This window comes from Vibrio sp. 11-4(1) (genome assembly GCF_013048625.1).
GTDB classification, from domain to species: Bacteria; Pseudomonadota; Gammaproteobacteria; order Enterobacterales; family Vibrionaceae; genus Vibrio; species Vibrio diabolicus.
Genome location: NZ_VHSY01000006.1, coordinates 155,366 through 171,203, shown reverse-complemented (window position 1 = coordinate 171,203; position 15,838 = coordinate 155,366). Strand labels below are relative to the sequence as shown.

The following is a 15,838-nucleotide window of genomic DNA, read 5'->3' as shown; positions in this document are numbered from 1 at the left end:
AAATGTTTGAAGGGGGTAATGTTGTGTTCGTATAACTGTGCACTTCTTGCGCATCTTGTTTTTATTATTACTACTAAGTCTTAGTAAAGAAAAGAAAGATTTAACACTAAAGCAACATTTGTGATCGGGGGACTTCTTCATCCGGAAAGAATCTTTGGTAAACAAAGCTTCGCTCGCTTCATCAACGACCGTCAAAGTAGGTAATAGAGGCAGGATCAAAAATGGAGCGGCTAGTGCACACTCCATTTCAAACAATTTAAATTAGAACCAACGCTCTAGTGACGACTTATCGAGCTGGCGAAACGCTCGGTTCAGTATTATCGCAAGCTCTTTATAACGAGGGCGAGCTTTAACAGGCTCTAGTGCAAAACCTGTTTCCACAATTTTTTGATGCAGCTCCCGATACCAAGATGCCAGAGAAGGCGGCAGTTTCGTGTTGGATCGAGCACCAAGCCACCAAATCCCTTGGAGTGGCAAGCTAATCGCAAACAAGGCGACAACAATAGACTGAGGTAACGCGTGGTAATTGTTGAATGCCATTTGAGTGAGTACGCTGATCGCAGCGACGGCTGGCATGACTTTAATGCCAAAGCGAGTCGCCTTAATGATACGCTGTTCCGGAAATATGGCGCTTAGCTCTTTACGAACCGGCCAGATCTCCATGTAATTCTGGCCATCTTTCAGGCTATGGATCAATCCGACTTTATTACTCATACCGCTCTCTCACTAAAAAATAGTTGAACATTTCAACTGAAGGTACAAAAAATTGATGAAAGTTAATATTCTTTCAAATTTTTTTTGTTATCATTGCTTATTATCGCTATCCTTTGCAGACCCTCAATCTCATTGTTGCTGTTATTTACAATTTAAGCAACTCCGAGATATCTATCTGCACGGATCGCATCATAGTGATGGATGGGTTCATCACTATTTCTTTATATGGAATTAGAACAATTTTTGACCAGGATTAGTACGCAGCCTTCTGGGTATCGGCTATTCTTGTGATTAATTTTTCATTCTTTAACTGATTTTTTATCAGACGAATAACAGGTAGTCATACATGTCTAAGCTAGTTTTAGTTTTAAACTGCGGTAGTTCTTCTCTTAAATTTGCCGTTGTTGATGCCGAGAACGGCGACGAGCACTTATCAGGTCTTGCTGAGTGTCTTCACCTTCCTGAAGCTCGCATCAAGTGGAAACTTGATGGCAAGCACGAAGCTCAACTAGGCAATGGTGCAGCTCACGAAGAAGCACTAGCGTTTATGGTAGAAACTATTCTTGCTTCTAAGCCAGAGCTTAAAGCTAACCTAGGCGCAATCGGTCACCGTATCGTTCACGGCGGCGAGCAGTTCACTCAATCTGCACTAATCACTGATGAAGTTCTAAAAGGTATTCAAGACGCTGCAACATTTGCACCTCTTCATAACCCTGCTCACATCATCGGTATCGAAGCGGCTAAGAAAAACTTCCCAGAGCTGAAAAACGTTGCTGTATTTGACACTGCGTTCCACCAAACTATGCCTGAAGAGTCTTACCTATACGCTCTTCCATACAACCTATACAAAGAACACGGTATCCGTCGTTACGGTATGCACGGTACTTCTCACTTGTTCATCACTCGTGAAGTTGCTGGCCTACTAAACAAACCAGTTGAAGAAGTAAACATCATCAACTGTCACCTAGGTAACGGCGCGTCTGTATGTGCAATCAAGAACGGTCAATCTGTAGACACTTCTATGGGTCTTACTCCACTTGAAGGTCTAGTAATGGGTACTCGCTGTGGCGACATCGACCCTGCGATCATCTTCCACCTACACGACGCTCTAGGTTACTCTGTTGATCAAATCAACACGATGCTAACTAAAGAGTCTGGTCTTCAAGGTCTAACTGAAGTGACTTCTGACTGTCGTTTCGTTGAAGACAACTACGGTGAGAAAGAAGAAGCAACACGCGCAATGGACGTGTTCTGCCACCGTCTAGCTAAGTACGTAGCTGGCTACACTGCTTCAATGGACGGTCGTCTAGACGCAATCACTTTCACTGGCGGTATCGGCGAGAACTCTGGCCCTATCCGTGAAATGGTTCTAAATCGTCTTGGCATCTTCGGTATCGAAGTAGATAGCGAAGCTAACCTTAAAGCTCGCTTCGGCGGCGAAGGCGTTATCACGACTGAAAACAGCCGTATCCCTGCAATGGTTATCTCTACTAACGAAGAGCTAGTCATCGCTGAAGACACTGCACGCCTGACAGGTCTTTAATTGAATTACTGGCTAGCCACTCGGCTAGCCAGATTTTCATTCAAACGAATTTCTTAGGGGCTCAACTCCTATTCTTCGAGCTTCATGGAATAAGAGTTGAGCTTTTATCCCCCAAATAGCTAAAGGTACTCTACGAATGTCTCGTACTATTATGCTTATCCCTACTAGCGCAGGCGTTGGCCTAACAAGCGTTAGCATGGGTGTTCTTCGCGCTATGGAGCGTAAAGGCGTTAAAGTTTCTTTCTACAAGCCAATCTGTCAGCCACGTTCAGGTGGTGATCAGCCAGATCTGACTTCAACTATCGTTGGCCACAACAGCGATATGAAGATCGGTGAACCAATGGCGATGTCTGTTGCTGAAAGCCTAATCGGTAACGACAACATGGACGAGCTGCTAGAAACCGTTGTTGAACGTTACAACCAAATCAACAAAGACGCAGACGTTACGCTAATCGAAGGTCTTGTACCTACTCGTAAGCACCCATTTGCAAACCAAGTAAACGCGGAAATCGCGGCAACACTTGGTGCAGAAATCGTGCTAGTTGCGACTCCAGGTACTGATAACCCTGCGCAACTGAAAGAGCGTATCGAAGTAGCATGTTCTAACTTCGGCGGCACTAAGAACAAAAACATCTCTGGCGTTATCATCAACAAGCTAAACGCTCCTGTTGACGAAGCTGGCCGTACTCGCCCTGACCTATCTGAAATCTTTGACGATGCAGACAGCGCGAAACAAAACGAATTGAAAGTGATGGAAATTTTCAACACTTCTCCAATTCGTGTACTAGGTTGTGTGCCATGGAGCATTGATCTGATTGCGACTCGTGCAATCGACATGGCTAAACACCTGAAAGCAGATATCATCAACGAAGGTGACATCAACACTCGTCGCATCAAGAGCATCACTTTCTGTGCACGTTCTCTGCCAAACATGATTGAGCACTTCAAACCGGGCTCTCTACTTGTTACGTCTGCAGACCGTCCTGATGTTATCGTTGCTGCTTCTCTTGCTGCAATGAACGGTGTGGATATTGGTGCTGTACTGCTAACTGGCGGTTACGACATCCCTCGCGAAATCGAAGGTCTATGTAAGCCAGCGTTCGACACTGGTCTGCCTATCTTCAAAGCACAAGGTAACACTTGGCAGACATCTCTAAACCTACAGAGCTTCAGCATCGAAGTACCTGCAGACGATAAAGAGCGTATCGAGTTCATCAACGAGCACGTTGCTGGTCACATCGACGGTAACTGGATCGAGTCAATGACTGAAGGTACTCAGAAGTCTCGTCGTCTAAGCCCACCAGCGTTCCGTTACCAGCTAACTGAACTTGCTCGTAAAGCAGGCAAGCGTATCGTTCTTCCAGAAGGTGACGAACCTCGTACTGTTAAAGCGGCAGCAATCTGTGCTGAACGCGGTATTGCAGACTGTGTGCTTCTAGGTAACCCAGATGAAATCCGTCGCGTAGCAGCTCAACAAGGCGTTGAGCTAGGTACTGGCGTAACCATCATCGATGCCGATGCTGTTCGTGAAAACTACGTTGCTCGTCTAGTTGAGCTGCGCGGTGCGAAAGGCATGACTGAAGTTGTGGCTCGTGAGAAGCTACAAGATTCAGTATTCCTAGGCACAATGATGCTTGAGAACGACGAAGTTGACGGCCTAGTTTCTGGTGCTGTTCATACTACGGCGAACACTATCGTTCCTCCGTTCCAAATCATCAAGACTGCACCAAATGCGTCTATCGTATCTTCAGTATTCTTCATGCTTCTGCCTGATCAAGTACTGGTTTACGGTGACTGTGCGATCAACCCAGATCCAACCGCTGAACAGCTTGCTGAAATCGCTATCCAATCTGCTGACTCTGCAGCAGCATTCGGTATCGACCCTCGCGTTGCTATGATCTCTTACTCTACTGGTGAATCTGGTAAGGGTGCAGACGTTGATAAAGTACGTGAAGCAACTCGCATCGCGAAAGAGAAGCGTCCTGATCTAGTGATCGACGGTCCTCTACAGTACGACGCAGCTATCATGGAAAACGTGGCAGCGTCTAAAGCGCCTAACTCTCCAGTAGCAGGTAAAGCGACAGTATTCGTATTCCCAGACCTAAACACGGGTAACACAACTTACAAAGCGGTACAACGTTCAGCTGACCTAGTTTCTATCGGTCCAATGCTGCAAGGTATGCGCAAGCCTGTAAACGACTTGTCTCGTGGCGCGCTAGTAGACGATATCGTGTACACAATCGCTCTAACAGCAATCCAAGCAGACCAAGAAGCTAAATAATCGCTTCTGACATCTAGTTGGACAACTATCCAAAGCCCTCGATTCGTCGAGGGCTTTTTCTATTGTTGGCCACACAGCAAAGAGGCTATGAGCAATAGTACTAATACGCTCTTACGAATACAGCGCCATAAATACCCCAGCCCCAACCACAACACAACCTGTCATCACTGGTGCGATTCGGCGCCAAAGCTTCTTATCCCCTATCGCGATGACCATCCCCATTTTCACAATGGTATTAACCGAAGCGGCAATCAAAATGCCTAACGCAGCAGTGGTCACGCTCAATGTTTGCGTACTTTGACGCCCGAGGGTTAACGAGATCGCATCAACGTCAGTAATCCCTGATAAAGCAGAAAGGATCAACACACCCGCGTTGCCGAACCAGTCAGACAAAGCATGAGCAAGCAGCATAATCACCGCCAACACGAGGCCAAAGAACAGTGCCGACTGCAAAGCAAGAGGGTTCGTTTGCTTATTTGATTGCTCAATCTGCTCAACTTCACTTCTGCGCCAAATCCACCATGCCGGAATGTACAGCGCAACCATCATCGCCATCACAATTGGCCAAAGCAGTTTCACTAATTGTGGATTGATAACAGACAGTACGATAAGTAAACGAGGGAACATGGTTCCGCAGCTCAAAAGAATACCACTAGCGAGTAACGGGCTGATGCTCGCTTGCTCACGAGAAAGATGGGAAAACTGCAATGTTAATGCTGTCGAAGAGCTAAGCCCCGCAAATACAGACGTAAACAAAATACCTCGCTTCGCCCCGCCGATCTTTATCGCAAAATAACCGACAAAAGAGATACTAGCGATCAACACAACCATCCACCAAATCTCATACGGGTTAAGTGCATTCCAAGGGCCGTAAGATTGATTTGGTAACAGTGGTAACATGACTATCGAGATAAGTAATAAACGCAGTGCTGCGTCTAACTCATACTCTTGCAGTTTTTGTAGTGCTTGATGTAGCTCTCTTTTGTTATCGAGCACCACAGCGGTTATGACGGCCGCTGCTGCAGCTAAAACAGCCTCACCCGACACGGCAAGGTTACCCAGAACAAACACCACCATGATACTAACCACGCCAGTGATGCTCACATCTCCGCTCTTTTTCTGCTGTATAACAAAAGCGATGCAAGTGAGGATGACTAAAGCGATAAGCGCAAAACCAATGAGTAAAGGTGTATAGATGCTGGCGAGAATGCCAACTAAACCACCGAGTAAACCGACTAAAGAAAAAGTACGAATGCCTGCTACACGACTGCCTTCTACGCTATTGCGCATCACCCAGCCACGTTGGGTGCCAACAATTGCCCCTAGTAATAGAGCAATAAGCAGATTCCAAATTAGATGCTCGCCACTGACAAACTCATTGATATCCATGCATCACCCCCGTTAAAAAGCGGTTGTTATATCATTAGTTTATTTGAATATGGGTAAGAAGCTGTGACGATGAGAGGATAATCAGAAAATGGCCCCGGCACCTGGCTTACCATTGCGTCTTATAATTTCATTATTCTTTTACCTACCACCAAAACGTAATAGAACGAAGCGATCCTCCCTGTTCAATTTATCAGCATTATTTACATTTCAACTGAACTTTCTTACTAGAACTACGTAACGAAGATGGACTGCAATTACGCAAACTCACACATAAGTAAGGAATACATATGAACAACTCCATCAACAACTCACTGCTAAAGCTTGGTTTAGCTGCAATTCTGTTCAGTTTTTCTTCATTCAGCTTTTCAGCCCCAAGCATTAAAGGCGTTGATCAAGATATGTCCGGAGGAACGGTAACCGCAAAAATGGCTCATGCTGACGACAACGGATGGATGGTCGTCCACCGAACAGACGAATCAATGAAGCCTGGCCCTGTTATCGGCTATGCCCCACTAAAGATGGGACAGAATGAGAACGTGAATGCAATTTTGATGGAACCGGTTGAGTCTGGCGACATGCTGATGCTAATGGTCCACGGAGAAAAAGGGGGAATGAAGACTGGCGTATTTGAATATACACTCGGAGCCAAAGAAGATGGCCCTGTAAAAGTCGACGGAAAACTAGTGATGGACGTCGTACGCGCTAAGTAAGACGAGCGCACACTTAAAAGTCACTCTCCTACTCCTAGTATTTAGTTGGCATAAAAGTACTTAACGACATTGCTTACCGTTAAGTACTTTTTCATTTCTGATGGAGGCAGCAAACTAGCTAATTATTTCTCTTCCATGAGGAGAGTTTAAGTCTAAATCAGGCCCTTTGGGTACGACTTGCGTCGGGTTAATCCCGGTGTGGCTGAAATAGTAGTGACGTTTAATATGGTAGAAATCCGTGGTTTCTTCGACGCCTTCGACTTGATACAGCTCTTTTAAGTATCCTTGAATATTTTCGTAGTCTGCGATGCGCTGCTTGTTACATTTGAAGTGGCCCACATACACGGCATCGAAACGGATCAGAGTCGTAAACAAACGCCAATCAGCCTCGGTAATAGTATTCCCCGCTAAATAACGATGCGTCGCTAGGTGCGAATCGATTTTATCTAGCGCAGCGAATAAAGAATCGAATGCTTCTTCATATGCCTCTTGCGTGGTCGCAAAACCACAGCGATACACTCCATTGTTGACGTTTGGATAAACAAAATCGTTCCATTCGTCAATAACATGCTTTAGCTGTTCTGGATAATAGTCATCGTGGTTTCCTGTTAACTCATTGAACTCCGAGTTAAACATACGAATAATTTCTGACGACTCATTCGACACGATCGTATTGGTCTTTTTATCCCAAAGCACAGGCACAGTTACACGGCCTGTGTAATCTGGTTTGGCCTGCGTGTAGATTTGGTGCATACGAGTGTGACCAAATAGTGGCTCAGGAAGCCCCATTTGCCAGCCTTGGCTTAACATATCAGGGCAAACAACCGTGACATCAATATGTGGTTCTAAGCCTTTCAGCTTGCGGAAAATGAGCGTTCGGTGTGCCCAAGGACAAGCAAGAGAGACATACAAATGGTATCGACCAGACTCTGGTTTAAACTCCGCATCAGGTTCGTTTTTAACCCAGTTACGGAATCCGGCATCTTCACGCACAAATTTGCCACCATTTGATTTTGTGTCATACCAGACGTCATGCCAAACACCTTCGACCAACTTACCCATGATTGCGCTCCTCTCATTCTGTTTATGTCTATATTAGCGTTTCCTATCAAACAGAAAATCACTGAACTTAGGACATCATGTTCAAGAAATTCGAATGTATAAATCAGATGCATAAAAAAAGCGCGACCCGATAAAGGTGTCGCGCTTAAGCCCGTCACAGGCTGAATTTATACACTAACGTGCAAACAAGATACCGCGTGAACGTCGTTACCTTGAATCGTTGGCTTCGTCTTCGCACACTCTTCGGTTGCTTGTGGGCAACGAGTGCGGAACACACAACCCGATGGTGGGCTGATCGGCGAAGGAAGGTCGCCTTCCAGCATTTGGATTTTCTTACTGCGTTCAATGTTCGGGTCCGGAATCGGAACCGCTGACATCAATGCGCGTGTATATGGGTGCTTAGGATCAGCAAACAGCGCCTCCGCCTCACCGAGCTCGACAGCATTACCCAAGTACATGACCAAAACACGATCTGAGATATGTTTAACCACTGACAAGTCATGCGCAATGAATACCAGAGAAAGGCCTAGTTCTTTTTGAATCTCTTTAAGCAGGTTAACAACCTGAGCTTGAATAGATACATCAAGCGCCGATACGGGTTCATCACAGATGATCATCTTAGGCTTAAGGATAAGCGCACGCGCAATACCGATACGCTGGCACTGACCACCCGAGAACTCGTGCGGATAACGGTTGATCACATTTGGTAGTAGACCCACTTTCGCCATCATCTCTTTAACGCGGTCTTTCACTTCCTGCTTAGACAGTTCTGGGTAGAACGTTTCAAGAGGCTCAGCAATAATGTCGCCAACCGTCATACGTGGGTTAAGAGAAGCCAAAGGATCTTGGAAAATCATTTGGATTTCTTTACGCGTTTCACGACGTTGGACGTCTTTCATCTTAGTTAGATCTTGACCCAACCAAACTACTTCGCCATCCGTCGCTTCAACAAGACCGATGATGGCGCGCGCAAACGTCGATTTACCACAACCTGACTCGCCTACTACACCAAGTGTTTCCCCTTCGTATAGTCGAACGTTCACCCCATCAACCGCTTTTAGGCTTGAAGGCTTTGACCACGGCCATGCCGATTTTGACGCAATGCTGAAGTGAACTTTCAGCTCTGAAATGTCCAGAATTAGCTTTTTATCTACTGCGTTCATTTGTTCCAAGCCTCCCATTCAGAAAAACATGCGCGCTGACGGCCATCACCAAATGGAGTCAGAATTGGCGCTTCACGCTTACAACGATCCATCACTCGGTGACAACGCTCTTGATAAGGGCAGCCCGGTGGTAGACGAAGCAAGTTTGGTGGATTACCAGGAATGGTTGGCAGAATTTCACCTTCCGTATCAAGGCGAGGGATCGCTTTCAACAGACCCTCTGCATAAGGGTGGCTTGGATTATAGAAGATTTCGTTTACGTTGCCGTACTCCATCGTACGACCTGCATACATCACCAGCACTTTGTCACACGAACCTGCAACAACACCAAGGTCGTGCGTGATCATGATGATCGCCGTGTTGAACTCGTCTTTAAGCTCATTAAGCAGGTCCATGATCTGTGCTTGAACCGTCACATCAAGTGCTGTTGTTGGCTCATCGGCAATAAGCAGTTTAGGACGACATAACAACGCCATCGCGATCATTACACGTTGACGCATACCGCCTGAAAACTCATGCGGGTACATCGTGATACGCTTACGCGCTTCAGGGATTTTCACCGCTTCCAGCATGCGTACTGATTCTTCAAATGCTTCCGCTTTGCCCATGCCTTTATGCAGCATAAGCACTTCCATCAACTGGTCACTTACCTTCATGTAAGGGTTCAGCGATGTCATTGGGTCTTGGAAGATCATTGCGATCTGTTCAGCGCGAACTTTGTTCAGTTCTTTTTCTGGTAAGTTTAAGATTTCTTTGCCTTCAAACTTTGCGCTACCAGAGATAATACCGTTTTTAGCCAACAGGCCCATGATTGCGAATACGGTTTGAGATTTACCTGATCCCGACTCTCCAACGATGCCTAAGGTTTCGCCTTGGTTGAGAGAGAAGTTCAAATCGTTTACTGCGGTTACGATACCATCTTGCGTGGTGAATTCGACGCGCAGATCTTTGACATCTAATAAGCTCATCATTGCTTCCTTAATCTTATCTTTTAATTATCTGTCTTTTGGATCCAGCGCATCGCGCAGGCCGTCACCAACGTAGTTGAAGCAGAATAGCGTCACAACCATGAACACGGCTGGGAATGCCAGCTGCCAGATTGCCACTTCCATTGTCTGTGCACCTTCTTGTAGAAGCGCGCCCCAACTTGTCATCGGTTCCTGAACACCAAGACCAAGGAATGATAGGAATGACTCCGTCAGGATCATGCTCGGGATAAGTAGCGTAGAGTAAACCGCTACGATACCCAGTACGTTCGGCACGATATGACGAGTGATAATTTTCCAGTTGCTAACACCACACACGTGTGCAGCTTCGATGAACTCTTTGCTACGTAAGCTGAGTGTCTGACCACGTACGATACGCGCCATATCTAGCCATGCGATAGCACCAATCGCGACAAAGATCAGCATGATGTTACGACCGAAGAATGTTACCAGTACGATTACCAGGAACATAAACGGTACCGCGTATAAAATTTCTAGAATACGCATCATTACGCGGTCAACTTTACCGCCGATAAAACCAGATGCTGCGCCATAGAGCGTACCAATCAGTACGGCTACAAATGCACCCATAACCCCCACCATCAACGAAATACGCCCCCCAATTAGCGTACGCACGTATAAATCACGGCCTAGGCTGTCAGTACCAAACCAATGGTCAGCATTCGGTGCAACGTGCATCGCGTACCAGTCAGTATCATCAAAGGTGTGCGGTGCGATCATTGGCAGAATAATCACCGCCAACGTCATTAGAACAAGAAGGAATAAGCTCACCATTGCCGCTTTGTTGCGCATAAAACGGATACGAGCATCTTGCCAAAGACTGCGACCTTCAATCTCCAAGTTTTCGGAGAACTTCTCAATCGCTTCTAGGTTTTCTTTTTTCGTTAACATAACCAAACGTCCCTGTTAGTAGCGAATTTTCGGGTCAATCATTGCAAGTAGAATATCTACAATCGCGTTGAATAAAATGAATAGGAAACCAATCAGGATGGTTACACCCATTACTAGCGAGTAGTCACGGTTAAACGCAGCGTTAACGAATAGCTTACCAATACCTGGTAGACCAAAAATGGTTTCGATAACAACAGAACCAGTGATGATACCTACGAAAGCAGGACCCATGTAAGAAACAACAGGGAGAAGTGCCGGCTTAAGAGCGTGCTTGATGATGATGTAACGGTAGCTTAGACCTTTAGCACGAGCCGTACGAATAAAGTTACTGTTCAGTGTCTCGATCATCGAACCACGCGTAATACGAGCGAAGGTTGCAACATAGAGTAGTGACATACCAATGACAGGAAGCACTAAATACTGCCAGCTACCATCTTGCCAACCGCCCGCAGGGAAGATATTCCAGTGAAGCGAGAACAGATAGATAAGAGCAGGTGCCAATACAAAAGAAGGCATTACCACGCCGAGCATCGCTGTCGACATGATGGTGTAATCAATCCAAGTATTCTGCTTGAGCGCAGCAATGGTGCCGACGGTAACCCCCATAATCAGGGTAAAGATAAAGGCGATAAAGCCTACTTTAGCCGAAACAGGTAAGGCAACCGCGATCAGCTCGTTAACCGAGTAATCAAGGTATTTAAATGACGGCCCGAAATCCCCTTGGATAACATTGGTCAAATACGTGGTGTATTGTTCAAATACAGGTTTATCCAAGCCATATTTAGCTTCGATATTTGCCATTACTTCGGGTGGCAATGGACGCTCTGTCGAGAAAGGGTTTCCCGGTGCAAAGCGCATAAGAAAGAAAGATACGGTGATCAAAACCAACATTGTTGGGATCGCCTCAAATATCCTTTTTGCGATGAATTTAAGCATAAACTCACTCTTTCAGTCTGTGACAGTTAAATTAAAGAAGTCGTCCAATTCTTTTGGACTAAAGATAGGCGCTACATGCAATTTCTCACATGTAGAGCCTCATTTTTATAGTTCTATCGAGTTACGAATTACTCTGTGATGTAGAGATCTTTAGAGTAAATCTTGTCTTCCGCGTTATTGACTGGGAAGCCACCAACTTTCGGTGATAGTAGACGTGATTTCACGTACTGGTAGATAGGTGCGATTGGCATATCTTTTGCCATCAACTTCTCTGCTTCTAGGTAAAGCGCTTGACGCTCTTCGTCAGAAGTTGAAGCAAATGCTTTGTTCATGATTGCATCGTACTCTTTGCTGTCGTAGTGAATACCACCAGTAGTGTTATTACTCATCATCAGCGTTAGGAAAGATGAAGCTTCGTTGTAGTCGCCACACCAACCTGCACGAGCAACCTCAAAGTTGCCAGAATCTTTGGTAGATAGGTAAGTTTTCCACTCTTGGTTTTCTAGCGTAACGTCTAGACCAAGCGTCTTCTTCCACATTGAACCCAGTGCAACCGCAAGTTTCTTGTGGTTCTCTGACGTGTTGTATAGAAGGTTAAATTCAAGAGGGTTGTCTGCGCCGTAACCCGCTTCTTCCAATAGACGCGCCGCTTCAGCGTTACGCTCTTCTTGCGTCATTTTGCCGTATGCAGGGATTTCTGGGTTGAAACCCGCCGTGATTTCAGGCGTTAGGAAATAAGCTGGCTTTTGACCCTGTGCTAGGATCGCATCAGTCACGATATTACGGTCAATCGCATAAGAAATCGCTTTACGTACGCGAACATCATCAAACGGCTTTTTCTTCGTGTTGAAGATGTAGTAGTAAGTACACAAGTTACCCGATACAGACACGTCTTCTGGATGCTCTTGCTTCAAACGCTTGAAGTGCTCTGTAGGCAGTTCATTCGTGAAGTCGATTTCACCTGCTAGGAAGCGGTTCATTTCCGCTACTTGGTTTTCGATTGGTAGGAAAGTAACTTGATCAAGCGTCGTGTTTTCGTTGTCCCAGTATTGTTCGTTACGTTTTAGAACTAAACGCTCGTTTACAACCCAGTTGTCAACAACATAAGCACCGTTACCTACAAAGTTCTCAGGCTTCGTCCATTGATCGCCGAACTTTTCAACGGTTGCTTGGTGAACAGGCTTCACTGTTGTGTGGCCCATCATCATCACAAAGTATGGTACAGCAGTGTCTAGCTCAACCACTAACGTGTGGTCGTCAACCGCTTTAACACCCAACTCACTCTTGTCTTTTTTACCCGCAACAATGTCTTTTGCGTTCTTCATCTTGGTGTATTCCATGTACCAAGCGTATGGAGAAGCGGTTGCTGGGTCGACTGCGCGTTGGAAGCTGTATACAAAATCACCTGCAGTAACAGGATCACCGTTAGACCATTTTGCGTCTTCACGTAGGTGGAAAGTGTATGTTTTGTTGTCTTCAGTTTCCCAAGATTCTGCAACACCAGGGATAGTGTTACCGTCCGCATCTTGGTTTACTAGGCCTTCAAGAAGATCGCGAATCACGTGGGATTCTGGAACACCTTGAGATTTATGAGGGTCTATTGTCGCAACTTCTGTACCGTTACCACGCACCAATTCTTGAACAGCAGCAAGTTTTGGCTCTTTAGAATCAGATTTAGCTTCAGGGGCTGTAGCCGGAGCAGGCTCAGCAGCTTGTTTCTCTGCAGGCTTTTCGCCACAACCAGCTAAAGCGAGAGAAAGACCAGCACCAATAAATAAAGCGCGCGTGATTTTATTCTTATACATGCGTAAAACTCCAAATTTTTTCGTTAGCATCCATGACTTCTTTGTAAGGGCCTGGAACGGTCAGAGTTTTAGATTTTTTTAGTGCATTTTCTGAGCACAAAAGCCTAAAACCTTACAAAGACTGCGGCACACATTAGCAATCATTGAAGTAATTTGCCATAAAAATGTAGCAAAAAAACCAATAATCCTGACTAAACCACACATATCTAGCAGTAAACTCTAATCAAAAAGCATTCACCAGCCAAATGGAGACCAGAAGCGACATTCCACAGACAAAACTTTCGATTAATCTACATTTAAACCATTTGATAGCATCTTATGCTAGATATTTACATATTATTTAACATTTATGACAAATGAAGTCTAACAAATAATTGTTTATATATTGGGCTAAAAACTTTTATTGTGAAGAATATCACCAGAGCGAATACGGGTTGTGTTGAAGTCAAATGAGCAGAATTATGAAGATAAGTACAAAAAAAGCTAAGTGCCATTGACACTTAGCTTTTTTCACTAGAATGAGGCGTGGGTTCTATTTTTCCCAACGCCGTGCAGCTTGGTGATCAGTATCGCGCGACTCAATCCAACGATCTTCATTCGTCGTGCGTTCTTTCTTCCAAAATGGTGCTTTGGTTTTCAAGTAGTCCATAATGAACTCGCAAGCATCAAATGCTGCTCCGCGGTGTGCACTTGAAACACCAACAAAGACGATTTGATCACCACTATCCATGTCACCAACGCGATGAATCACGCGTACGCCCAATAATGGCCAACGTGATTCAGCTTGATCGCAAATGTCGCTCAAGCTCTTCTCAGTCATGCCTGGGTAGTGTTCCAAGTGCAAACCAACAACATTATCGCCAAGGTTCATATCTCGAACTTTACCAATGAATGTTACGACAGCACCAGCAGCCGTACCTTCGGATAAACGTTGATATTCGTGATCAACGGAAAAGTCTTCAACTTGTACAGAGACGCGTGGGTCCATCTTAACCTCCGGTTACCGGTGGGAAAAATGCAACTTCATCCCCCGATTTTACTTCGGTATCAAGTGGGACAATAGATTGATTAACAGCAGCAAGTAGCTTTCCTGGCTCTAAAGCCAAATCCCACTTACCATTTTTATCAGCGCCCTCTTCCACGAGATGTGCGCGAATCGCTTCAACCGTTTCAAATTGATCATCTAATTCGACACTGTCGATACCAATCAGCTCACGAGTTTGAGCAAAAAAAAGTACTTTAATCATGATTCCGCCTTGAAGTGTCCAGATTTTCCACCCGTCTTTTCTAGGAGACGAACTTGACCGATAACCATGTCTTTTTGCACCGCTTTACACATATCGTAAATCGTCAGTGCAGCAACAGAAGCCGCCGTGAGCGCTTCCATTTCTACGCCCGTTTTACCTGCAAGCTTACAAACAGATTCAATACGAACTTTGTTTTCTGACTCAATAGCCTCCAACTGAACTTCGACTTTAGAAAGCAACAGAGGATGACAAAGTGGAATCAAATCCCACGTTTTCTTTGCAGCTTGGATACCAGCAATTCGAGCCGTCGCGAACACATCACCTTTATGATGCTGCCCGGAAACAATCAGTTGCAAGGTTTCTGGGGCCATGTGAACAAATGCTTCTGCACGTGCTTCACGAACCGTTTCAGCTTTTGCAGACACGTCGACCATGTTAGCTTCGCCAGACGCGTTGATATGGGTAAATTGAGTCATTGTTTTTCCTTCGCTTTTAGGAAAGGTTATACAGATAGGTGCGGCATGAAGTTACAAGGGCGATGGCTTGCATCTAACTGCTGCTTGATGATCTTCGTCCAGCCAGTGCGGCACGCGCCTGTTGAACCAGGCATTGCGAAGATAACTGTATGATTAGCAAAGCCTGCAATTGCACGCGATTGGATGGTTGACGTACCAATTTCTTCGTAAGACACCATGCGGAATAACTCACCAAAACCTTCTACTTCTTTATCAAACAGAGGCTTCAGCGCTTCTGGTGTGCTGTCACGTGACGTGAACCCTGTACCACCAGTAATCATGATCGCTTGAACATTGTCGTCCGCAATCCACTGAGAAACAATTGCGCGAATTTTGTACATGTCATCAATAACAATTTGCTTATCGACAACATTGTGACCCGCTTCTTGAGCGTGTTCAACAAGGTAGCGACCAGAGGTATCGTTTTCTTCGGTACGAGTGTCAGATACCGTTAGAACGGCAATATTTGCAGGTTGAAATTTGCTTTCAGCGTGACCCATGTGTTCACCTATTCTCTTTTAACTTTGATACGTTTGGTATCGATTCTAGAAAAGCGAGGGAAAGCTAGCCTATAA

General features: G+C 45.4%; 15 protein-coding genes. 3 read left to right on the top strand and 12 right to left on the bottom strand.

The window, feature by feature from the left end; all coding sequences use genetic code 11:
* Positions 1–261 precede the first annotated feature (261 nt).
* Positions 262–714: a terminus macrodomain insulation protein YfbV gene (yfbV, locus tag FKN16_RS13815; RefSeq protein ID WP_005380809.1), complete on the bottom strand. Its 453-nt coding sequence runs from the start codon at positions 712–714 to the stop codon at positions 262–264.
* 346 nt (positions 715–1,060) lie between these two features.
* Between yfbV and FKN16_RS13810 the strand changes: the two genes are divergently transcribed.
* Together FKN16_RS13810 and pta are read left to right on the top strand one after the other, a co-directional pair.
* Positions 1,061–2,257 carry an acetate kinase gene (locus tag FKN16_RS13810; RefSeq protein ID WP_005396635.1) on the top strand — a complete coding sequence of 399 codons (1,197 nt, stop codon included), beginning with the start codon at positions 1,061–1,063 and terminating at the stop codon, positions 2,255–2,257.
* A gap of 136 nt (positions 2,258–2,393) precedes the next feature.
* Complete coding sequence (pta, locus tag FKN16_RS13805) at positions 2,394–4,538, top strand: phosphate acetyltransferase (protein WP_005396636.1); 2,145 nt, start codon at positions 2,394–2,396, stop codon at positions 4,536–4,538.
* Positions 4,539–4,649: 111 nt separating this feature from the next.
* On the opposite strand, the gene FKN16_RS13800 is transcribed toward pta, so the two are convergent.
* Positions 4,650–5,927: a DUF4010 domain-containing protein gene (locus FKN16_RS13800; RefSeq protein ID WP_104969646.1), complete on the bottom strand. Its 1,278-nt coding sequence runs from the start codon at positions 5,925–5,927 to the stop codon at positions 4,650–4,652.
* A 287-nt stretch (positions 5,928–6,214) separates the two neighbouring features.
* Between FKN16_RS13800 and FKN16_RS13795 the strand changes: the two genes are divergently transcribed.
* Positions 6,215–6,637, top strand: coding sequence for a hypothetical protein (locus FKN16_RS13795; protein ID WP_012841581.1), 423 nt, complete (start codon positions 6,215–6,217; stop codon positions 6,635–6,637).
* A gap of 114 nt (positions 6,638–6,751) precedes the next feature.
* Here the strand turns inward: FKN16_RS13795 and FKN16_RS13790 are convergent, their stop codons facing one another.
* The 10 genes from FKN16_RS13790 to moaB all read right to left on the bottom strand — a co-directional run bounded on the left by FKN16_RS13790 (position 6,752) and on the right by moaB (position 15,763).
* The gene (locus tag FKN16_RS13790; RefSeq protein WP_170902930.1) at positions 6,752–7,699 is read right to left on the bottom strand and encodes a glutathione S-transferase family protein; all 948 of its coding nucleotides are present in this window, start codon (positions 7,697–7,699) and stop codon (positions 6,752–6,754) included.
* Between the two features lie 167 nt (positions 7,700–7,866).
* Complete coding sequence (gene oppF / locus FKN16_RS13785; protein WP_006742812.1) at positions 7,867–8,880, bottom strand: murein tripeptide/oligopeptide ABC transporter ATP binding protein OppF; 1,014 nt, start codon at positions 8,878–8,880, stop codon at positions 7,867–7,869.
* Positions 8,859–9,830: an ABC transporter ATP-binding protein gene (locus FKN16_RS13780; RefSeq protein WP_005396641.1), complete on the bottom strand. Its 972-nt coding sequence runs from the start codon at positions 9,828–9,830 to the stop codon at positions 8,859–8,861. The genes oppF and FKN16_RS13780 overlap by 22 nt, the downstream gene beginning before the upstream one ends.
* A 27-nt stretch (positions 9,831–9,857) precedes the next feature.
* Entirely contained in the window at positions 9,858–10,760 is a 903-nt protein-coding gene (gene oppC, locus FKN16_RS13775; RefSeq protein ID WP_005396642.1) for an oligopeptide ABC transporter permease OppC, read from the bottom strand.
* A 15-nt stretch (positions 10,761–10,775) separates the two neighbouring features.
* Complete coding sequence (oppB, locus tag FKN16_RS13770; protein WP_006742810.1) at positions 10,776–11,696, bottom strand: oligopeptide ABC transporter permease OppB; 921 nt, start codon at positions 11,694–11,696, stop codon at positions 10,776–10,778.
* A gap of 128 nt (positions 11,697–11,824) precedes the next feature.
* Positions 11,825–13,501 (bottom strand): ABC transporter substrate-binding protein, encoded by a 1,677-nt coding sequence (locus FKN16_RS13765; RefSeq protein WP_170902929.1) that lies wholly within the window; start codon positions 13,499–13,501, stop codon positions 11,825–11,827.
* Positions 13,502–14,033: 532 nt separating this feature from the next.
* Entirely contained in the window at positions 14,034–14,489 is a 456-nt protein-coding gene (moaE, locus tag FKN16_RS13760; RefSeq protein ID WP_005396645.1) for a molybdopterin synthase catalytic subunit MoaE, read from the bottom strand.
* Position 14,490: 1 nt separating this feature from the next.
* Positions 14,491–14,748: a molybdopterin synthase sulfur carrier subunit gene (moaD, locus tag FKN16_RS13755; protein WP_053808842.1), complete on the bottom strand. Its 258-nt coding sequence runs from the start codon at positions 14,746–14,748 to the stop codon at positions 14,491–14,493.
* Positions 14,745–15,224 (bottom strand): cyclic pyranopterin monophosphate synthase MoaC, encoded by a 480-nt coding sequence (moaC, locus tag FKN16_RS13750; RefSeq protein WP_005396647.1) that lies wholly within the window; start codon positions 15,222–15,224, stop codon positions 14,745–14,747. The genes moaD and moaC overlap by 4 nt, the downstream gene beginning before the upstream one ends.
* 26 nt (positions 15,225–15,250) lie before the next feature.
* Positions 15,251–15,763, bottom strand: a complete 513-nt coding sequence (gene moaB, locus FKN16_RS13745) for a molybdenum cofactor biosynthesis protein B (protein ID WP_005396648.1) — start codon at positions 15,761–15,763, stop codon at positions 15,251–15,253.
* Between the last annotated feature and the right edge of the window lie 75 nt (positions 15,764–15,838).